Here is a 21,125-nt window from a genome sequence, read left to right as displayed (position 1 = left end):
ACAGACCATGGCATTGAGCGTCGAGACATCTTGCGGGCGGGCCTGATCGCGAGCCCACTCGTCGCTGCCGGAGTTCTCGGAGGTGCTCAACCGGCTCAGGCGGCCGTGCCACCCTCCGGAGTCGAAACCACCTCTGTGCTCGATTTCGGGGCGGGGCGGGAGAAAACCGGCGTCGAAAATGCAGCCGCTTTCCAGGCCGCCGTATCGGCAGTAGCAGATTTTGGACGAGGAACGGTGGACTTCTCCGATCTGCCCTTGCGCTTCGACGGCGTGCTCAGATTTCCACCCTTCGTCAGCGCTAGAGGGGGCGGGGCGATCTCGTTCTCGCCGACATCGAAGTGGGTATTCGGCAACGGCCGCGACCGCAGGGCGTTCAAATCACAGGTCCAAGGCATCCGGTTTCTCCGCACTCTTGCCTCCGCGAACGGCGCGGCCATACCCCGGGGCTCCTCTTTCATCGAGATCGATGGGTGTCGCGAGTTGCTGATCAATGACTGCTTCTTCTATGGCGCAGAGGTCGCCATCTCGCACCCCGCGAACTCAGCGCTGCCTGATCACTCGAATGCCATGATCGTCATCTCGAACAACCACTTCGGGGAGGTCGACTACGCCTGGAAGGCGAGCCGCCACGAGGATGCACCGTGGGGAGTGAACAGCGACTGCGTCTTCAGCGGGAACATCGTGAACCGCGCCTACGAATCTCACGTTCATTGCGATTCGATCGACGGCGTGACAGTGACGGACAACACGTTCTTCTTCCTAACCCATAACCAGAACCGCGAGGGAGGGAGCCCTCGCGTGCTGGAAAAGAAGAACAACATCTACATCGGCGAATCGAACTGGGTCCACATCCACAACAACAACTGCTTCGAGGCCGGGACGGAGGCTATAAAGCTCTCGGCGGCGAGGACCGCGAACATCACGGGAAATAATATCGCGTGGCCCGGACAGGTGGTCCCATCGGATGGCATCCACATAAGTGGGCATGAGACGGGCGAGAGCCTCAGGCTCGTCGCGACCTCCAACCAGATCACCTACTACACGCGCCATGCGATCTACGTGGAGGGCGCAGCTCAAGCCTGCAGTGTCGGGCTCAACTCAGTAATCTACGACGATCATCCGCCGACTTACCTGGGGGCGGAGCCACTGGGCGTCGGAACCGCCCACAATCGGTACCATTTCGCGGACTCCGTGGGAATCATGCCCATCGTCGATGACGGCTTCAGCCCGCGCGCCGGAGAAGGCGACCGCTACCCGTCGACGGCGGGCGTCGGTCTCGCCACGTTCTCGCGGTTGGAGAAATTCGCAGGTTCGTCCACGGCCCAGTCCACCGCGAGTTTCTCGCCCGGCGGATCCGCACCGACATTCACCTGCCGCGATGTGGAGCGGGCGGGCAAGGAGTACGGTGCGCTGGTCGTGATCACGGCAAAACGGAGGGCCGTCACAGACGCGCGGTCGTCCACGTATATCCTGATGGTTTCGAAGGCATCTTCGGACTCAGGTCCGGTCGAGACCGTAGTGCTGATCAGCAGCGGTGGTTGGATCAAAGGTGAATCGACCGAGGATCCGTCCTTTACCTGGGCTTTGGTGAACGATGTGTTAGTGGCATCCAGCGTAGGGGCGACGAAGGGCATCGGTTTCGTGTTCTTCGCTACAGCCACCGGTAATCTTCTGATCAGTTGATAGGTGGCCCGGGGAGCGGCTGCGACATCGTCCGTCCTCGGCCGTGCGTATGATCACGCATCGCGGCAGGAGCGAAGATCAGGAGGCTTTCACTCTCCCGTTCTGTCCCGAAGCAGTCCCAAAGATCGACCTCGTTGTCGTTCGGGCACACGATCCCGTGCTATCCGATTTTTCAGTACGGAACGGGGCGGAGCGGCCCGTTCATCGTGCTCGCAGGCGGTATGGACCTTCTCTGCGGAGGTCGCGGTGCAGTGCTCGTCGAAAGCGCAGGATCACCGCGACAGGTCAGTGGCGTGTGATCGCGGTGCGGCCACTGCGGACGCATCAACCTCCCTCCGGTTTACGAGGCGGCAGTCGCGCGCTCACCGCGACGGCATCCAAAGAGCCGGAAGTGGATGTATGGTTCAGGCACGGGGCGTAACCGCCTCAACCAGACATTCACTTTTTGGGGAAGCAAATGTCGAACGAAACGCAGTTTAAGCACACCCGTCGTTCTCTATTGGGGTGGGGTCTGGCCTCCGCTGCCGTAGGTGCGACCGCGATATCGAATGCGAGCCCAGCACACGCGGCTCCTGTCACGATGGACAGCGAAGCTATCGCCCGGCGAATCGAGGAGGTGGGCCTCTACGTCTCGTCGGCGAACTTTCCGAATATCTTTCCTGACGGTTCGGGGGACTCGACGGCGGGAATTTCTGCGGCCATTGCGACGGTGCCGGAAAATGGCACAGCCATTCTGGCTCCAGGTACCTACAACCTCAGCGGTCCGCTGAATGCGGGTCGCGGGAACATCCGCCTCGTGGGTTACGGTGCGACGCTCGTCCAGAATGCAAAAGCGCCGGTGGTGGCCGTCTCACCGAGCTGGGCCACCGCGGTTGGTGTCACCGCCATCGCTCTGGTCGACGAGCCGAGCAGCAATCCTGGCGAACCCGCGACTACTCAGGTCCATCGGATCACGACGGCCGGGAACAGCGATCTCAGGGAAGGTGACGTTTTCAAAATCGTTGCTGACGATGTGATTGACGACGCTCGAAGCCAGTCTGGTGACGTCGCCTCTCGGATTGGCGAGTATGCCGTCGTGAAACGCATCTCGGGTACGACGCTCTACACAGTCGGCCGGTTGCGCGAGTCGTACGCGACCAATATCCGATTGGTCGCGGTGCCGAAGGATTCGTTCGAGTTCCGAGGTTTCACTGTTCAAACCTCCGATGTCGGCCTCTCGACGAGCGGCGGCTATGGTGTGCTGATCCAATTGGCGGGTCTTTTCCGGCCGATCGTGGCAGACGTCAAGTGTCCGAGAGCCGGCGGGCCGGTCATCTCCCTCCAAGGCTGCTACAACTATCTCGTCGACAGCGTCGACATCGGCTATGCGGTGAACAACACGGGCACGACCCCGAACCAGCTGGGGTACGGAGTGATCGATCAATGCGGCACGGGCGGAATAGTCCAGAATAGTTCAATGCGCTTCGTCCGTCACGCATACACGGATGACACGCCTCGGATCGCGGCCAATACCAAGGAGTACGTGAACCACGGGCGGAGCTACGCGAACAAGATCATCAACTGCCACTCCACTGGAACTTCCGGATCTGCATTCGACACGCACCATGCGAGCGAGAGCATCCGCTTCGCGAACTGCTCTGCCAGTAGCGGCGGGGCGGGAGCGGCCGGATTTGCCCTCCGCGGCAAGGCTCACATGGTCTCCGACTGCAGGGCCGACTGGATGGATATCGGTGTGATGGTCCACACCGAAGGCGAGAAGGGTGGCCGGTCCTGGGGTCATGTCATCACGAACGTGACCCTGGTCAACATCGTTAAGACTGCGCTCTTCGTGACCGTCAACCCGACGGGCCACACGGACGTCGGTAAGCGATACACATCGCCGAATGCCTACGTCGATGGGCTGGTCGTGACCAACTCCCGCTGGGGTATCGATTGCACCAACGCGATGCTCGACGTCCGGAACATGCGTTTCACCTCGTCGGCCGGTGTAACCGGGGTCACCTACGCCGTCGTGAGGAACAAGAACTCCGACGTCACTGTCAGCGATGCCGTCTTCGACTTCACGCTCAATGAGGCGGGTTCGATCCAGTACTGCTACAGCAGTCAGTTGACGGGTGGGCAGCCATCGATGAACCGCCTCACTCTTCGGAACGTCGGCCTCAAGCAGAGCCAGAGCGCTGCGGTCCGCGCCGATCGATTCATAACAGGTGGGGGGCAGGAAGTCACACTGGACGACGTCGTGTTCGACTACCCCTTCCGCATCATGCCGGGAACCTACGAAGGCAACAGTTCGCTGAAGTGGAGGTGTCGCTACGATCCTACGATCGCCCGGAGCGATCTATCTTCGGCTTTCCATTACTTCGAGGGCACCGTCAACGGGGCGCTGACTTCTGTCTGGGCTTCGGAAGACGACAACATCACTATTCAACTCAAACCGACAGGTGCGCAAGTATTGGCGCCGTTCCTGCCGGGGCGGCGTCGGGCACAACGGTTGAATATTTTTGCAGTCGGGACGGGATCGTCCACAATCGCCCACGGGACGGCAACACGGACGAGAAACATCGGTTCGCAGCCGGTCTTGCTCACACAGGACAAGGTGGTGTCCTACTTCTGGGAGGGAAGCCTCTGGCGGCAGCTTCCGTGACCCGCCTCAATGCAGGTTCCTAGGCGTCGCAGTAGTCCATACGGGCACAACTCCTCGGCGTAGCTATGCCACACTATACGGACAGTCGCCAGGCCAGCCCTGGGGCGCACGACGGGGACCAACGACGCTTCTCCAGAAGAAGTCGTTGATCTTGGAGGCACATTGGGGAATTCGGTCGCAATCGTCGGTACCCGCGGGTACCCGAGTTATTATGGCGGGTTCGAAACTGCGGTCCGCAAACTGGCCCCCTACCTCGCCGACCGCGGATGGGATGTCGAGGTCTTCGGCCGGGTCGGCTCCACCAGAGTGGACGATCCAGACCGCGACCCGAGAGTCACGACCTCGCTCAGTCGTGGGATCGACTCCAAATCGGCGAGCACTCTGTCGTACGGACTTACCTCGAGTTTTAAGGCTGCGGTGGACAAGCCGGATGTCGTTCTGGTCATGAACGTGGCGAACGGTTTCTGGCTTCCGTTCTTCAAGGTGCGACGCATACCTACCCTGCTCAACGTGGACGGGATCGAGTGGGACCGCCAAAAGTGGGGAAGGGCGGCCAAATTCGTCTTCAGGGTGGGTGCCCGCGCGTCGGCGCTATGGGCTGACGAGCTTGTCTGCGACTCTCACGAGATAGTGCGCCGTTGGCGGAACGATTTCCGTGTCGAGGGAACCTTCATCCCGTACGGCGGCGACGTTCCCGGCGGCCTGCCCGTCGAGCCCGGATTGACCAGCAGGGGTTACGTTTTGGTGGTCGCGCGGTTCGTGCCCGAGAACACGATCGAGGAGTTCCTGCGCGCGGTAGAACTCATGCCATCTGACACGGATGTCGTGATCGTGGGTTCCTCGGGTTATGGAGGCGAGTTCGATGAGCGTGCTCGCGCGTTGAGTGAGAGGCGCCAGAACGTCAGATGGCTCGGTCATGTCAATGACGACCGCAGGTTGTTCGCTCTCTGGCAGCATGCGGGCGTGTACTTCCACGGCCATAGCGTGGGTGGAACGAACCCGGCACTGGTGCAGGCGATGGCGTGCAAAGCCCCCGTCGTGGCGCGCGACACAGTCTATAACCGCGAGGTACTCGGAGACTTCGGACGTTTCGTCGACCCTACCCCCGAGGCGATCCGTGACGCGGTATTGGCTCTGCTCTCCGACTCGGCCCAACAGGAGGTCCTCCGTGAAGGGGCGTTTGTGCGCTCCCGGGAGATCTACAGCTGGGAAGCAGTGTGCGAGGGCTATGAGCAGGCACTTCTTCGCTTGATCGACACGTCCCGACGGAAGTAGGACTAGGTGAATGTGTCCTCGCGATCACGCCCTCCGGCACTTTTCGCCTATCCCATGCATGGTCAGCGCAAGCTGCTGAGCGAGGGGTATCGAACACGTGACGGCCACATGATCGAGTGGTTCGGTAGGCACCTCGAGGATCGCGGCGAGGTGGGTGTCGTGTCTAGGCCGGAACCCGCCTTTCTGCCGTACCGGCAACCGGCCGGTCGCGCCGTGGCGCAGAACACCCGCCCAATCGAAACTCAGACGTGGCGGCTTCCCTCGATTCGGGATCGCCGACGGTGGTGGGTCGGGTCCGCTCAGAGCTACCCTTCTCTTTACCTCGAAGACTCGGCGGCACCCGCAGTCGTTTGGAACCCGTTCGTCTCCCAAGCGGCCGTGGGTGCCAACCCCTTCACCTCGGGGCAGCCGACCGTAATCGATCTTCTCGACGACTGGACTGTTCATTTCGCTTTCCAATCGATCAAGCCTGAGGTAGAACGAGCGTATGCGGCGTCGTTCGATGCGGCCTCGGTCGTCACTGCCAACGCTGAGGGAACTGTTGAGCTGGCGCGCCGGTTCGGCAGGGACGACGTGATCTTGCTTCCCAACGGCGTCGATCCGCAGCGTTTCGACACTCATTCCCAAGCTGCTGGACCCACGACGATCGGTTATGTCGGCAAAATCGGCAAACGTCTTGACCTCGACCTGATCCTCAAGGTCGCCGCGGCGTTCCCCGGTATGCAATTCATCTTTGCCGGCCCGATCCTCGATGCCGAGTACCGTAAGCCGCTCGAATCGATGCCCAACGTCGAGTTGCTGGGCGACGTGCACTACGAAGACGTGCCCAGCCTGCTCACCAGGTTCGACATCGGCTGGGTGCCACACAACGTGGGGGTCGGCGAGGTGGGTGGAGACGTCATCAAGACGTACGAGTACCGTGCCGCAGGCCTTCCGGTCTTGACGACACCGATCGAGGGCGCCAACAGTCGGGGCTTGACGAGCGTCGCTGTGATCGACCGCGACCACCAGGTCGACTGGATTCATGCCCTAGACCGACAGGGAGAACGAGTGGCGCGGGCGCCGGGAGACGTGCCGGCTGACGCCACCTGGCAGGTCAAGAGCCGCTTGATCTTGCAGAAGCTCGGTCTCATCGTCAAATAAGGGCTTGACGAATAGGCTCCGGACATGAAGAGAAGATGGGTCGCGATCGGGTTGATCGCCAGTGGCATGATTCTGGGTGGTTGTTCGCCGCTACCCGGGTTCGTCTCGACGCCCGACGGTGCGACTGCTGAATCCGCGACCGCTCCGACTCCCGACTCTTCGATCGCCGCGACGGGAATCCCTGGGCCGACCAGCAGCACCTCGAACCCGGCGCCCCCTGCATCTTCCGAACCTCCCCAACCGGAGGCGGTGCCGGCACCCGACGAGACTTCGATGACGGAGGCCGAGAAGCCCCAAGCGACGTCGGACGAGGCGTTCCTGGCAATCATGCAGCAGAGCTGGCCCGAAGGGCGTCCACCTGACGGTGATCTGGTCGGGGCAGCCCAACGCGTATGCGAGGCAGCGGGCGCGGGCGCGCCTGTCGATGAGATCGTCGTCATCGACGATGTCCACAACAATGACGTCGTCATCGCCGCGATGAGTGTGTACTGCCCGCAGTGATCGTCAACCTCGTTCCCTGGTTGTATACAAGCGGCGTAGAATCGGGTTCGTGAGCACAAAGAGCGTGGATGTCGTCCTGATCGGTGGTGGCATCATGAGTGCCACGCTCGGAACGATGATCAAGCGGCTGCAGCCGGATTGGTCCATCGTCATCTTCGAGCAGCTGAGCGCGGTCGCGCAAGAGAGCTCGAACCCGTGGAACAACGCCGGTACCGGCCATGCCGCGCTGGCCGAGCTGAACTACATGCCCGAGGCGTCCGACGGATCACTCGAGACGTCGCGCGCGGTCAAGATCAATGAGCAGTTCCAGGTGAGCCGGCAGTTCTGGGCGTCCCTCGTCGCCGACGGAGTTCTTCCCCATCCGGAAACCTTCATCAACCCCACCCCGCACATGACCTTCGTGCGCGGCGCCGACAACGTGGACTACCTTCGCCGCCGCTACGAGCTGCTGCGCGATGAGCCTCTGTTCAAGGGCATCGAGTTCAGCGACGACCCGAAGGTCATCTACTCGTGGGCTCCTCTTCTCGTGCGCGATCGGCAGAAGGACGAGAAGATCGCTGCGACCCGGATCGACTCGGGCACCGATGTCGATTTCGGTGCACTCACGCAGCAGCTCTTCGACTACCTGGTGTCCCAGGGGGCGGACCTGCGCCTGGAGACCCAGGTGACGAACTTGAAGAAGGTCAAGAAGGACGGCAGCTGGGACATCTCGTTGCGTGAGCGTGTCGGCACGACGCCGTACGGCATGAATGCCCGCTTCGTCTTCGTGGGCGCGGGTGGGCATGCACTTCCCCTGCTGCAGAAGTCAGGGATTCCTGAAATCGAGGGTTTCGGCGGATTCCCCATCAGCGGACAGTTCTTCCGCACCGACAACCCGGAGGTCGTGGCCCAGCATCAGGCCAAGGTGTACGGGAAGGCGGCGGTGGGCGCCCCACCCATGTCGGTTCCCCATCTGGACACCCGGGTGGTCGACGGCCAGTCGTCTCTGCTGTTCGGGCCCTACGCGGGTTTCAGCCCGAAATTCTTGAAGCAGGGATCGTGGCTCGACCTGCCGGCCTCGATCAGGCTGCACAATCTCGGACCGATGCTCGCAGTGGCTCGAGACAACTTCGATCTGATGAAGTATCTGATCGGCGAACTCCTCGCCAGCAAGAAGAAGAAGCTCGACGCGCTGCGTGAGTTCATGCCCACAGCCCGAGCCGAGGACTGGTACCTCATCACGGCCGGTCAGCGGGTGCAGGTGATGAAGAAGGACTCCAAACGCGGCGGGGTGCTCCAGTTCGGCACCGAGATCGTCACCTCCGCCGACGGCTCGATCGCGGGACTCCTGGGAGCGTCGCCGGGTGCGTCGACCGCGGTGCCGATCATGGTCGATCTGCTCAAGCGCTGCTTCCCCGAACAGTACGGCGGGTGGGAGAGGACGCTCAAGAAGATGATCCCGTCGTTCGGAGCGTCCTTGAACTCCGACCCACGTGCAGCCGACAAGACGCTGAGCGCGACAGCCAAAGTTCTCGTCCTGACCCGCTGAGGGCCGACCCATGGGTCGTTCGGCACGAAGAACGACCGGTTGATCCCAGGATTGACGTGGTTGCACACCTGTCGGGTACGATCCCACTAGCTGAATCGACGCCGTAACGACCCGCTTGCGTTCGACGATCCCAGCGTCGGGCGGTGACGTCCGCAATGAGCCCTGAAGGTCGACCCCGATGCCCAGATCGTCGCGACGAACCCATCGTCCACATGACTCGTCGTCCAGCAAGACGCGGATGAGACGCCACTACGGCTTTCCCGAGCCCGTCGTACGGAACAGCGAGAACCGCGAATTGACGCCGGAGGCGCCGCCGCGCCACCCCGTCAGACGAGATGTGCAAGGATTGCGCGCTCTCGCGGTCGTCGCTGTCATCCTGAACCACCTCACCGGTTGGCCCGTGGGTGGTTTCATCGGTGTGGACGTCTTCTTCGTGCTGAGCGGCTACCTCATCACCGGGTTGCTGCTCCGGGAGCACGAGCGGTCGGGCACCATCTCCTTCTCGGGATTCTACAAACGACGTATCAAACGGATCATGCCGGCAGCGGTTCTCGTGCTGCTCGCCACCGTGCTCGCATCCTGGGTCCTGACGCCAGGCGTGCGTTTCCTGCAGACCCTCACGGACTCGTTCTGGTCGCTGCTCTTCGTCTCGAACTGGAATCTCGCCCTCCAGGGCGCGGACTACTTCCAGCAGGACCTGATCCCTTCGCCGGTGCAGCACTACTGGTCACTGGCCGTCGAGGAGCAGTTCTACCTGGTCTGGCCGTGGCTGATGCTCGGGGTGTTGGCGCTCGGCGTCAAGCTCTTCTCATGGAGTACGGGCCGCCGTCGGCTCGCGGTGGGCCTGACGATCGGAGTCGTCTCCGCCGCCTCGTTCGGATACGCGCTCTTCCTGACCGCGACCGACGTCAACCTGGCATACTTCAGCTCCGTCGACCGAGCGTGGGAGCTCGGGGTCGGAGCCCTCGTCGCCGTGTTCGGCACGTACTTCCGAACGAAGAGCGTCGCTCTCAGGACCGTACTCAGCTGGCTGGGCTTCCTGACGATCGTCGCCGCCTGCTTCGTCGTCGATCCCGCTGCGGGATTCCCTGCTCCGCTCGCAGCGCTTCCCGTCCTCGCGACCGCGATGGTGCTGCTGGCGGGCGAGCACGGCACCCAGCCTTACCTGTGGCCCCTGACCAACCCGGCGACTCGCTACGTCGGCGACATCTCCTACTCGCTCTATCTCTGGCACTTCCCCGTGCTCATCCTGCTGCTCGCGGTCATGCCGGGAGACAGCGTGCTTTATTACGCCGTAGCCGCTGGGCTCATCGTGGCTCTCAGCGTGCTCTCGTACCACCTGGTGGAGGATCCCATCCGGCGGTCGGGATGGCTGTCCTCGAAGACTCTGTCATCGAGGGAGCGTCGCCGCCGCCGCAAGAAGCGCCAGAAGTTCCTCCGCTCGACTCTTCCGAAGATCGCCCTGGCCGCGGTGCTGGTCGGTGCGACGACGGCTGTCGTCGTGGTCGCCCTGAACCCCGGCGGGCAGCAGCAGGCTCAGGTTGCGGAAGACGGCAGTCCGGTCATCCCGGCAGGCGAGGACGGCCCGATCGTCAGCGATGCTGTGCGGTGTCGCGGAGCAGCGATCATGGATCCGCAATCCGGCTGCTCAGGGGTCGACCTCGGGGACCAGCTCGATCCCGCTCCCGCCTATGCCGCAACCGACAAGCTGCAGATCCGAGGCAAGGAGCTGTGCTGGATCAACCTCACCGGTTCGCTGACGAGTTGCCACTACGGGAATGCTCCCGAGGACGCGACCAAGATCGCGATCGTCGGGGACAGCCATGCGCAGTCGCTGATGGCGGCCATCATCCCGGAGTCCGGGAAGAACAACTGGTCGTTGAACGCCTACACCGGTGATGGCTGCATCCTCTCGACCAGGGCGACGTCGACGTGCGGTGACATGCAGCCCAAGATCCTCGAGAAGGTGGCGTCGGGGGATTACGACGTGGTGATCACCACGTCTTCTCGAGCCAAGACCTATGACCCCGAAGCGGCCGCCGAGGCTTATCGTCAGGTGCTCGCGTCGGGTACGCGGCTCATCGTCTTCGCTGACGTTCCCGGAGCATCCGAGGAGTCGATCCTCTGCTATCAGAGAGTCGGATTCGACGTGAGGAACAACGACTGCGGAACTCCGCTCAGCGAGTCGCGACCCGATGCCATTTCAGATGCGGCTCCTCTCGCCCCTGGCACTCAGCTGTTCGATCTGACTTCGCTCTTCTGTGCTGACGATTTCTGTCCTGCAGTGGTGGGCAATGTTCCCGTCTACCGAGACAGCGGCGCTCACATCACGGCGACCTATGCAGGCACTCTGAGCCCATACGTCGTGGGCGATATCGTGACCGCTCTGACGGGGTGAGGTTCGACAACCGTCGACTGTAAGGTGGTCGGAGATCACCGTCGCTCTGCGATCGGTGGACGAGACTAGGAACCACATGCACAGCACCGCCCGCCCGCCCATGCACGATCAGTTCATCATCACCCGGGTGCCCCGGCCGATGCCCGAAGGGTTCGTGACGACGCAGCACTTCGGGTGGCGCTGTGGCGTGAGTCCCAGCCTCCCAGTGACGGAGGTTAGACGGGGTGAGATAGCCGTCGGGTGGATTCTCGGATGGGTGATCCTCGAGGATGGGCGCTTCGCCCACGAGACGGGGTCGTTCGAGATCTCAGAGCCGGCCCCGGGTGATCCTGACGGCGTGGAGGAGACGCTCTACGCCCTAGCTGGTCGATGGGCCTGTTTCCTCGTCGTCGCGGGCGGCCTCCGGGTGTACGTCGACCCATCCGCTTCGCTCGGAGTGGTCTTCTCGGAGGAGGAGAGCGTGATCGCATCGACCACGTCGATCGTCAACTGGGGCCGCGACGACAGCTTCGGGGAAGGCCGGTACAGCCGGAGAGTGCTGAAGAAGAACCAGTTCTTCCCATCCGGTGCCACGAGCGACCCGGCGATCGGCCGTGTCCTCCCTGATCATCGCCTCGACACATCGACGTGGGCGGTGGATCGGCACTGGCCGGCTGCGCCGCTGGCTCGCTTCACGAAGCAGTCCGAGGTCGACGCGGCGACTACGGAGATCGCGACGAGCACATCGGCCGTGATGGCCGCGCTCACTTCGCACACGACCACCATCCTGCCGCTGACGAGTGGCCGCGACAGCCGGATCATCATGTCAGCGGTCCGTGACCGGTTGGCGAACTGCGAGTTCGTGACTTTCGAGTACCACGATTTTCGGAAGGCGGACACCGCCTATGCTCGCGCGGTCGTCGGCCGTTATGGCTTGCGTCACCGCCTGCTGACGATCCCGACTCCCGATGACGACGACCGCAGAACCTACTTGGAAGCCATCGGATACGACGCGAACGAGGGCAAGGCCAGGGACTTCTACCTCGCCGCGGGCGAGCTGCCCAGCGACCGTGGGTGGGTCACCGGGTATGTCGGAGAGGTGGGTCGCGGATACTTCTGGCGGGAGACGGACTCGGATGCTATTCCGGCCACCGATGATCTCCTCGAGCGGATGCGCCTGGACCATACGCCGGAGAACACGCAAGCCGTGGAGCAGTGGCTTGAGACGGCTGTCTTCGCCGACGTGCCTCAGATGCTTGACCTGCTCTATCAGGAGCAGCGACAGGGCGCTTGGGCGAGCACCCAGCTGTACGGGGCGGCCCCCTTCGTGTTCAGCATCATCCCGCTCAACACCCGGCGGAACATCGAGAACATGCTCCGACTGCCGATCGCCTACGTGAAGAGCGGACAGATGCCGAGGGACATCGCTCGCGTGGGGTGGCCTGACCTGGCGGAGCTGCCCTACGACCGGCAACCCGGCTGGCAGGGGCGCCTGGAATACGCGGCGTTCATCCTGCGGCGGGATGGCGGTCGACTCTTCCGCCGCATCACCAGAACCAAGAGCCGGTAGCGGCGCCGCTTTCGGGCCTGCTACCCCCCGGGTGCTGGAACGGGGGGCGTCGTCGGAGCGTCGACCGGGGGCTCCTCGGGTGCCGGGTCGACCGGGGTTGGGTCGGTGGGCGGGGGATCGCTCGGAACCTCTGGTGCGGCGACACCGGTGCCGATAACCGTCACCTGATCGACCGGCGCCGCTGTCACCTCACGCGAGATGATGGAACGGGATGTCTCGACTCCGTCGACGTAGATCACTTCGACCGTGGTGAGCAGAACCCCTTCAGAGCCCGCGACGCTCACGTACGAGACGCCCACAGGCTGCGAAGGGTCTTCTTGGGTCACATTCCCGAACGGGATGGCGTCGGAGAACTGCACGTAGCCCGTGCTCTGTTCCGGCGACCCCTCGACCACCGGGAGAGGGCCGGGCGTGGGTGATGGAGCAGGCACCGCGGGAGTCGTCGTGGGCGCGGCCGTGGGAGTCGGAGTGGGTGTCCGAGTCGGAGTGGGAGACGCCGACGCCTGCCCACCGGCGGGGACTGTTCCCGCGAGGTCGCTCCGCGAGTGCGTGGTCAGCGCGACCACGACGAGCGCGACGGTGGCGATGACGACGAAGACCAACGCGCTTCCGACCATGATCTTCTTCGTGCCCGGTCTCGACCATCCGGTCAGGCTGCGTGAGCCCATCATTCCCCCTTGCGTCTACCCAATGATAGTCGGCGCTCGATCGAGACGAGCATCCCACCTCCACGCCACCGCACGGACACCTCCGATCCCGACCAAAGAGAAGCCCCTGTCACGTCCGGTCTGGACGTGACAGGGGCTTCTCCAGGAAGGCGGTCAGCTGAGTCGTGCCTTCCGACGCACCACCAGCAGCACGACTCCGGCGAGCGCCAGAACGCCGCCAAGGCCGAGTGCATTCAGTTCCAGACCGGTTTCCGCGAGCTTGTCGCCACCGCTGGCTGCCGGCTTGGCAGGGGTCACGGGAGTCGGAGCGGGTGCCGGTGCGGCGGCCAGAGTGAACTGGACGGGGTCGGAGACGTCGGACCGCACCGTGATCAGTGAACCGTCTTCGGAGAGCTCGACGAGCACGGCGACGGCGGTGTAGTCCTCCGGGTCAAGCGCCAGAGTCACGGTCCAGGTGCCGTCGCTGCCGACGAGGATCGGGTCCTCCGGGTCTGCGGGCATCTCCTGAGTGAGCGACTGCGGCTGGTTGACGAGAGCGGTCGGTGCGACGGCGAGCACGACGTTCTCACCCGGGGTGCCGGTGCCGGAGAAGGTGACCGCAGGGCCGGTGAGAGCCTGTCCTGCTTTCGGCGCCAGGATCACAGGGGCGGGGAGGAGCGTCGGAGGCAGCTTGAAGCTGACGGTCTGCTCACCCCGGCCGGCGCCGCCGGTGACCTGGTTGACGGAGACGGTCTGATCGATCTCGTCGTCCTCGGTGTAGGTGCCGGTGGTCGCCCACACGCCATCGGTGACGACGGCCGCTTCCGTACCGGGAACGCGGTTGCCGTCTTCGTCGAGGACGTTGACCGTCGAACCGTCGGTTCCCGTACCCCCGAACACCACGGTGCGCGCGAGCACGGTCTGGCCCTCTGCAGGAGTCAGCACGGCGAAGTTGTACGCCGGGGGGAGGGTGAACGTGACCGTCTCCTCGCCCGCACCTGAGCCTCCGGTGACCTGATTGATCATCACGGTCTGCGAGACGTCAGCGGACTCCTCGTAGATACCGGTGGTCTCCCACGTGCCGTCGACGACGACCGCGGCTTCCGTTCCCGGCACGCGGTCGCCGTCGTCATCGAGGACGTTGACGGTCGATCCGTCCGATCCGGTACCCGAGAAGAGCACGGTACGGGACGTCAGGGCAGCGTCCGGCGTGGGGCTCGTGACCGTCAGGGTGTCTTCTGCAGCGTGGGCTGCGCCGGTGGTCAACAATGCCCCACCGAGTGCCAGGGCGACGACGGCCGGCACTGCCAGGACCTTCCGCCACATCATCATGTCCTTCATTGCATCCTTGTCTGTGATTCGACGGACGAAAGCCGTGCACACCGGGTATCGATGTGGCCCCCACCCCCATTTCCGCAACGGTAACAGATCGACTCCTGCTCGAAAGGGCCTGAGCCGTAATGCGAGATGACGGGAGAAGTTTGCGCTGACTAGCACTTCCTGTGTCTTCGTTCAATCCTCGACCTACGCCGGGAGATGAGACGTACAGTTCCATGCATGCGCAACGATGCTCTGATCCGCCATACACCACTGAACACCAGCTGGGTTGAGCCGGTCATACTTGCGGGCGTCACGACGCCGGCCCTCGCCGCATCGGGGTTGTCTACGCCGACTGTCGATGTTGCAGCAGCGATCATCTCCGACGGCGTGCTGGTCACTGTTGAATTCCAGGACTTCTACGGGCAACGGGTGCTGCTCGGGTACACCCTGTCGGGCTTCCTTCCTGCGGACGGTCACTTCGTCAAGATCTTTCAAGCGGATCCGTCCGAGACGGGTATTCGGATAACCGGAAACGTCTTCAGCATCTTCCGCGTGACCGCCGTGGTTGACGGTCAGGAGATCCGCGCGGAGGTACCCGCGCCCGGTCAAACTCACTGACGTCAGCGATCAGAGTTATCCACTAAACGTCAAGAATGAGGCGGCCATGATCAGCCTTCTTCCGCGAGACCTCCGATGGCTGAAAGCATGGTGCCGTGACAAATCGAGTGGAACTCGACCTGACTTCGAACGACCGCGCCAGGTACTCGGTGCTGGTCGGAGCGCTCGAGGAACAGGCCGAGCGGTTCGACGATGCCGCGGCCAACGCTGCCAACGCGAATCCGGACGGCTCGAATACAGCCAACACCGTCGTGGAAAGTTGGTTCCGCGCCAGGGCTGAGATCGCACGAGCACTGATCGGCGAAATCAACAGCCAGTACATCAGCTGATCGGATCTGATCAGGAACAACCTCGCCTTACGGCATTCTTTGATACCGCCGCCAGGCCACCACGAAGCAGATGACGAAGATGAGCAGCCATCCGGTCGCGAGCAGCCACCCACCGAGGACTTCCGGGGCATCCAACGCCGTTACGACGAAGAGGCCGCCGGTTCCGAACCCGAGAAGCGCTACGACAAGCAGAGTGGCGTATCTCGCCTTCTTCGCCTCGCTGTCGGTCACTTGGGCGTCCTTCGGAAGACATTGACGGCCAGGAGAAGAAAATGAACCCCTGCGAGGAGGCAGAGGATTCCCAGAGGGCCCGCGGGCATCGGGCGCAACTGTCTCCAGAAGGGCAATGCAATGAGCATCCAGGTTCCTCCGGCGACCGCAATCACGCCGAACAGAATCAGGCCGCCGCCCGACTCGCGGTAGGCGCCATTGCTAATGGGAGCGACGCGGTCCAGCCAGTCTCGTTCACTTGCTACCCCGGGCAAGGTCTGTGGCTTTGCCGTGTCGTCGGTGCCACGGCGTGCGACCTCGCGGCGGAAGAGTCGAATGGCGATCACTCCGAGGGTGGCTGAGACAGCCGCAGCGATCACCGCGAAGAGCCAACGGATCGAGGAGCCGCCGCTGAGTGCAGCGACGATCGATCCCGTCGCGATCAGCCCGAACACAACCGCCGGACCGATGAACGACCGCCATGCGCCGTCATGGTCGTACTTCGCGTTCTCCCCCATGGGCCCGACAATAATGCTGCCGGGCGCCTCGTGATGCTCCAGGAACTGGGAAGTAGTGACGGTGCTGGTCACTGATGATGCCCGAGACCCTGGTATGTGAACCAGGAATGTCGATCAGCTCCCAATTCACGTCTGAGCTGCCTGGTGGGTGTTCGTTTAACCGGCCGTCCGCTGTCCAGGGTCCGCTACAGCACCGCCGTGTATGTAATTCTCCAGGAACTCGCGGATGACATCAGTGAGCGTGCGGCCCTCGTCGGCAGCCTTCGCCTGCGCGGCCCGATAGAGCTCGTCGGGAATTCGGAAGCCGCGAATGGGTGTCTTGGGCTGATTCGGCATGCTTCATGATGGCACGGGGACTGTGAGCATCCCTCTTGTTTGGTGTTGTAACACCGAGTAGGATCGCCGCATGACAGCTCAGCAGATCGAGCGCCTAGTGGGGATCCCCGAGGCGCTCGAGGTCGAGGCTCGTCTTATTGCCGCGGCACGAGGCGAAGACCTTGACGACATGGTGATCACCTTCCTCCAGCAATACCTGACGGGACATGCGGCATGAGTCGCGAACCCGCCTTGAGGTACAGCGGTCGACTCCGACGGTGCCGCAACTGCGGCATCCGAGTGCGGCGAGAGGAGATGGTCTACAACTTCCTCGCCTGCTCGGACGACTGCGCCGATGACCTGTGGATTCGCACCTCTGATCAGCGCAGTGAGGAGTACGACTCAGTCGAGCCCGAACCGGTAGCCTGTCGCGAGTGAGCGGCAGGGGCGGCAGGGGCGACAAGCGGCAGATCGCGCTCTTCGCGCTCATCAACCTCGTGCTGCTCGGGTCGCTCACGGCGCCGGTCATCACCGGGCTGCCGCTGCGCATCGCCGGGCTGGTGGGCGAGGATCAGCGCACCGAGACCCTCGCGTTCGTAACCGTGTGCGGGGCCATCGCCTCCCTGGTCGCCAACCCTGTGTTCGGGTTCCTGTCCGATCGCACGCGGGGGCGGTGGGGGCGACGGCGGCCGTGGCTGCTGGCCGGGGTGGCCGGCGGGTGGGTCGCGTCGCTGTTGGTGGTGAATGCGCAGTCCGTCGCCGGGCTGACGCTGGCGTGGGTGCTCGCGCAGACCGCGTACAACGCCTCGCTCGCCGCGGTGGCCGCTCTGCTCGGCGACCAGGTGCGCGAGCGCAGCCGCGCGATGGCGTCCGGCGTGTTCGGGGCGGCCGCCTTCCTCGGCACGCTCCCGCCCCTGGTGCTGGCGGGCATCCTGCCGGGGCGCATCGACATCGTCGTGCTGGCCATGCCCACCGCCGCGGTCGCGGTGGTGCTGGTGGCCTGCCTGCTGCTCCGCGATCCACCGCTGAGCGAGACGGCTGGTCAAGGCCGAGTCCGACTCCGACCGGCGATGCCCTCCCGCGCCGAGCTCCGTGCCGCCCGCCCCTTCGCCCTGGTGACGCTGCAGCGGCTCCTCATGCACCTCGCGTTCGGGCTGGCGACGTCGTTCACCCTCTTCTTCGTCAGCGACCGGATGCGCCTCAGCCCTGAAGCGGCCGGCCCCGTCGTGGCGCTGGTCACGCTCGCCGGAGGCTCGGCCATCGTCGTCTCGGCCCTCGTCACCGGGTCCCTCGCCGGGAAGCGCGGTGCGTACCGCAACTGGATCGTGGCCGCCGCCATCGGCCTCGCCGTCGCCGCCGCACTCCGGGCGGTGAGCTCCGACGTGCCACCACTCGTGGCCGGCGCCGTGATCGGCGGGCTCGCGCTCGGCGCGTACTACGCGGTCGACCTCGCGCTGGCGCTGCGCACCATCCCGGCCGAGAAGCACGGCGCCTACCTCGGTGTCTTCAACACCGCCGAGACGCTGCCGTCCACGGTCTCACCCGCGATCGCCACGGCGCTCCTGCTCGTCGGCGGCTCCGACCCGATCTCCGGGCGCTCCGACGACTACCTCGCTCTCTACCTCGTGGCCGCAGTCGTCGCCCTGACCGCCCTGCTGCCGTTGCCCGCCCTCCGAGGCGTGCTCACTCGTCGCGCGGTGCCGGTCGAGACGTCCATTCCGTCGCACTCGTGATGCCGAGCACGGTCAGACGGGTCACGGCCTCGGCGCGGCTGCCGACCTCGAGCTTGCGGTAGAGCGAGCGCAGCTGCGACTTCACGGTGTTCGGCGACACCGACAGCTGGGCGGCGATCTCCGTCAGGGGTGCGCCCGACCCGAGGCGCTGGGCCACCTCCAGCTCGCGCGGCGTCAACCGGATGTCCGACTGCGCCCCCTCGATGAACGCGTGCCCGAGCACCGCGCTCACCGTCGCGGCCAGGTCGGGAGCATCGGTGCGCCGCAGCACCGCGGCCAGCTCGGTGAGAGCCGGACGCGGAACGAACGCGAGCGCCAGCTGCTGGCGCCTATCCGCGGCGAACGCGAGTGCCGAGCGGGCGGCCCGCACGGTCTGCTCGTCGTCGCCCGCCTGCGCCAGCGCGGCCGTGGCGAGCAGAAGCGACTCGGCGCGGCTCCGGCTCGAACCACCCGATCCGGCCTCCGGGCCGAGGAGCGCGAGGGCCTCGTCCGGCAGGCCGCGGGCGAGGGCGATGCGCGCGCGACTGACGGCCAGTTGCTGGTCGGCGACCGCCGCGCCCCGACCCGAGCCCGAGTGCGCCGGGCCCAGCGCGCGTGCCGCTGCGGGAGCGTCCTCGTTCGCCAGGTGCGCCAGCACGAAGGTGTGGCGCAGGCGCTCGGTCGAGAAGCCCGAGGCGTTGCGGCGGCGGTGCTGCGCGCGCACCGTGCTCTGCAGCCGGTGCAGCGCCTCGCCCGCGTTGCCCCGCAGCAGCTCGATCACCGTGTCCAGGTGGGCCAGCAGGCTCCAGTGCTCGATCGTCTCGCGGTGCGGGTCGAGGATGCGCACCCGCCGGTCCGCCTCGTCGAGATCGAACGCCTCCAGAGCGATGAACGCGCGGGCGATCTGGTAGAAGCTGCCCGAGTAGCCGTCGAGCCAGCCCTCCGGCCAGTCCCGCTGCGACGCCTCGTCGACGGTGGCCGCGGCCTCAGGGAGGTCGCCCGCGATGGCGTGCACGCCGGCCGTCATGCCCAGCGCCAGGATGCCCGCGGTGAGACCCCGCGCGTCGCCGACCGCCGTCGAGCGGGCGAACGAGTCGAGGGCGAGCTCGGTGCGTCCGTTGTAGAGGAAAGTGGTGCCGGCCTGGTTCCAGAGCGAGGGCTCGTTCGGCCCCAGCAGCTCGTGATCGGCGGCGGACATGGAACGGAGGGTGTCGTAGCAGCGGTCGGCCGCGACGAGGGCCTGGGGCATCCGGCCGCTCACCCGCAGGGCGGCGGCCTGCACGCCGGCCAGCAGCGCGCGATCGGGCGGGCTCGCGCTCGAGGCCTGACGGCTCGCGCCGTAGCTCGCGAGAGCGAAGAACTCGAGCGCACGCAACCGGTTCGAGCGGCGGGCGTTGTAGACGATGGCGAGCATCATCGTCACCAGCGGCAGCTTGCGCAGGGTCAGCACCGAGACGTGCGCGAAGAGCTCGCGCACCTGGCTGCCGTGGTTGCGCAGCAGCACGTGCCAGCCCTCGCGCACGATCGCGGTGGCGAGCGCCCAGTCCTCCTGCTCGCGGGCACGCACGAGGGCGCGGTAGAAGTAGCCGTTCCCGGCCTCCCAGCGGGCGGTCGCCAGCTCGAGTGCGCGCACCTCGCGGGGATGCTCGGCGCGCAGCAGCTGTTCGAACGCCTCGCGCATCAGGGGCGCGTAGCGGAAGCGCGCACCCGTGGCCGGGGAGCCGGTGCGCAGGCCCAGGCCTTCGCGCTCGGCTCGGTCGAGCATCCGTTCGGCCTCGTCGGCGTTCTCGCCCGACAGCGTGGTCGCCAGCTCGAGGGTGAGCTCGTCGGCCACCGAGGTGCGGGCCAGGAAGGTGACCAGTCGTGATTCCCACTGCTCGGTCGCGATGCGGCGGGCGAGCAGTCCGGCGAAGGCGTCGGATGCGCGGCCGCGGCTGCGGGCGGGAGCGGTCGTGGCGGCCGCCGCCGCACTCGCGGCTGCGGGCGGTGCGCTCACGGGAGGCTGGGCCAGCGCGCGGGCGATCAGCGGGGAGCCGCCCGACGCCAGGACCTCGTCGAGGGTCGCCTCGTCGGCCTGCGCGCCGAGGATGCTTTGCGCCTCGTCACGGGTGAGGGCGAGCTCGTCGGCCCCGAGCACCAGCGCGTCGAGCGTCACGGCGAGGCCGGGCTCGGTGAGGGCGGTGCGGCTGCGGGCCGTCGCCCGGAGGCGGAGGGCCGGCAGCTCGTGCAACTGGGCGATCAAGCCCTCGACGGCGGGCGGGGTCAGCCGGTCGACGTCGTCGACGACCAGCACGCACTCGCCGAGGTCGCGGAGCGCTCGCCGCAGGAGCTCCCAGGGGTCGGTGCCCGCGCTGACCGCCTCGCCGAGGTGCCGGAGCGGTCCGTCGGCGGGGGAGAGGCCCGAGGCGATCAGCTCGTCGGCCAGGTGCTGCACGAAGGCCCGCCCGTCGACGTCGCGATCGCGCACCCGCACCCAGAGGCCGGTCGCCGCCGTGTCGCGCGCCCACTCGGCTAGGGCCACCGTCTTGCCGAGCCCGGCGGGGGCGAGCAGCGTCACGGCCGCAGTCGCGCTCTCGAGCGGCTCGCTCAGTCGGGGGCGACGGAGCGAGTCGACGGGTGTGCGCGGCACTCCCCACAACGCCATACGAGCTCCCTGGTCGGTAGCAGAAGTCTAGAGGGCGGTGCGGACGTGCCCGCGGTGCCTGTGCGCGGGAGGCTCGTGTTCCGGCCGGACG

Annotated in this window: 17 protein-coding genes; 12 read left to right on the top strand and 5 right to left on the bottom strand. The window is 65.2% G+C overall.

Features of this window, described 5'->3' with window-relative positions; translation table 11 throughout:
- Window positions 1-135: 135 nt before the first annotated feature.
- The 8 genes from BJ984_RS00190 (at window position 136) to BJ984_RS00155 (ending at window position 12,721) form a co-directional block, all read left to right on the top strand.
- Window positions 136-1,683: a right-handed parallel beta-helix repeat-containing protein gene (locus BJ984_RS00190; protein WP_179546314.1), complete on the top strand. Its 1,548-nt coding sequence runs from the start codon at window positions 136-138 to the stop codon at window positions 1,681-1,683.
- Between the two features lie 580 nt (window positions 1,684-2,263).
- Window positions 2,264-4,327 (top strand): hypothetical protein, encoded by a 2,064-nt coding sequence (locus BJ984_RS00185; protein WP_179546313.1) that lies wholly within the window; start codon window positions 2,264-2,266, stop codon window positions 4,325-4,327.
- Between the two features lie 162 nt (window positions 4,328-4,489).
- Window positions 4,490-5,602, top strand: a complete 1,113-nt coding sequence (locus BJ984_RS00180; RefSeq protein ID WP_179546312.1) for a glycosyltransferase — start codon at window positions 4,490-4,492, stop codon at window positions 5,600-5,602.
- A gap of 378 nt (window positions 5,603-5,980) precedes the next feature.
- Complete coding sequence (locus tag BJ984_RS00175; protein ID WP_218869943.1) at window positions 5,981-6,745, top strand: glycosyltransferase; 765 nt, start codon at window positions 5,981-5,983, stop codon at window positions 6,743-6,745.
- Between the two features lie 24 nt (window positions 6,746-6,769).
- Window positions 6,770-7,246, top strand: coding sequence for a DUF732 domain-containing protein (locus tag BJ984_RS00170; RefSeq protein ID WP_179546310.1), 477 nt, complete (start codon window positions 6,770-6,772; stop codon window positions 7,244-7,246).
- Window positions 7,247-7,295: 49 nt separating this feature from the next.
- On the top strand, window positions 7,296-8,774 hold the full coding sequence (locus BJ984_RS00165) for a malate:quinone oxidoreductase (RefSeq protein ID WP_271206325.1): 1,479 nt from the start codon (window positions 7,296-7,298) through the stop codon (window positions 8,772-8,774).
- Window positions 8,775-9,012: 238 nt separating this feature from the next.
- The gene (locus BJ984_RS00160; protein ID WP_179546309.1) at window positions 9,013-11,172 is read left to right on the top strand and encodes an acyltransferase family protein; all 2,160 of its coding nucleotides are present in this window, start codon (window positions 9,013-9,015) and stop codon (window positions 11,170-11,172) included.
- Between the two features lie 76 nt (window positions 11,173-11,248).
- Window positions 11,249-12,721: a hypothetical protein gene (locus BJ984_RS00155; RefSeq protein ID WP_179546308.1), complete on the top strand. Its 1,473-nt coding sequence runs from the start codon at window positions 11,249-11,251 to the stop codon at window positions 12,719-12,721.
- A 20-nt stretch (window positions 12,722-12,741) separates the two neighbouring features.
- Here BJ984_RS00155 and BJ984_RS18990 read toward each other — a convergent pair whose 3' ends face one another.
- Both BJ984_RS18990 and BJ984_RS00145 read right to left on the bottom strand, forming a co-directional pair.
- Complete coding sequence (locus BJ984_RS18990) at window positions 12,742-13,080, bottom strand: G5 domain-containing protein (RefSeq protein ID WP_179546307.1); 339 nt, start codon at window positions 13,078-13,080, stop codon at window positions 12,742-12,744.
- Window positions 13,081-13,542: 462 nt separating this feature from the next.
- A complete protein-coding gene (locus BJ984_RS00145) occupies window positions 13,543-14,865 on the bottom strand; it encodes a hypothetical protein (protein WP_179546306.1) in 1,323 nt (440 codons plus the stop codon).
- 60 nt (window positions 14,866-14,925) lie between these two features.
- Between BJ984_RS00145 and BJ984_RS00140 the strand changes: the two genes are divergently transcribed.
- Both BJ984_RS00140 and BJ984_RS00135 read left to right on the top strand, forming a co-directional pair.
- The gene (locus BJ984_RS00140) at window positions 14,926-15,306 is read left to right on the top strand and encodes a hypothetical protein (RefSeq protein ID WP_179546305.1); all 381 of its coding nucleotides are present in this window, start codon (window positions 14,926-14,928) and stop codon (window positions 15,304-15,306) included.
- A 95-nt stretch (window positions 15,307-15,401) separates the two neighbouring features.
- Window positions 15,402-15,635 (top strand): hypothetical protein, encoded by a 234-nt coding sequence (locus BJ984_RS00135; RefSeq protein WP_179546304.1) that lies wholly within the window; start codon window positions 15,402-15,404, stop codon window positions 15,633-15,635.
- A 27-nt stretch (window positions 15,636-15,662) separates the two neighbouring features.
- On the opposite strand, the gene BJ984_RS00130 is transcribed toward BJ984_RS00135, so the two are convergent.
- Both BJ984_RS00130 and BJ984_RS00125 read right to left on the bottom strand, forming a co-directional pair.
- Window positions 15,663-15,866, bottom strand: coding sequence for a hypothetical protein (locus BJ984_RS00130; protein WP_179546303.1), 204 nt, complete (start codon window positions 15,864-15,866; stop codon window positions 15,663-15,665).
- The gene (locus tag BJ984_RS00125) at window positions 15,863-16,435 is read right to left on the bottom strand and encodes a hypothetical protein (RefSeq protein WP_179546302.1); all 573 of its coding nucleotides are present in this window, start codon (window positions 16,433-16,435) and stop codon (window positions 15,863-15,865) included. Before BJ984_RS00125 ends, BJ984_RS00130 begins: the two co-directional genes overlap by 4 nt.
- A gap of 334 nt (window positions 16,436-16,769) precedes the next feature.
- Here BJ984_RS00125 and BJ984_RS00120 point away from each other — a divergent pair, with 334 nt between their 5' ends.
- Both BJ984_RS00120 and BJ984_RS00115 read left to right on the top strand, forming a co-directional pair.
- Complete coding sequence (locus BJ984_RS00120) at window positions 16,770-16,916, top strand: hypothetical protein (RefSeq protein WP_179546301.1); 147 nt, start codon at window positions 16,770-16,772, stop codon at window positions 16,914-16,916.
- 196 nt (window positions 16,917-17,112) lie between these two features.
- Window positions 17,113-18,411: an MFS transporter gene (locus tag BJ984_RS00115; RefSeq protein WP_179546300.1), complete on the top strand. Its 1,299-nt coding sequence runs from the start codon at window positions 17,113-17,115 to the stop codon at window positions 18,409-18,411.
- Here the strand turns inward: BJ984_RS00115 and BJ984_RS00110 are convergent.
- Entirely contained in the window at window positions 18,362-21,034 is a 2,673-nt protein-coding gene (locus tag BJ984_RS00110; protein ID WP_179546299.1) for a helix-turn-helix transcriptional regulator, read from the bottom strand. The two genes, BJ984_RS00115 and BJ984_RS00110, sit on opposite strands and share 50 nt — an antisense overlap.
- Between the last annotated feature and the right edge of the window lie 91 nt (window positions 21,035-21,125).

The sequence above is a fragment of the Herbiconiux flava genome, assembly GCF_013409865.1.
In the GTDB taxonomy this organism is placed as follows: Bacteria; Actinomycetota; Actinomycetes; order Actinomycetales; family Microbacteriaceae; genus Herbiconiux; species Herbiconiux flava.
This window is presented reverse-complemented; position numbering and strand designations above follow the sequence as displayed.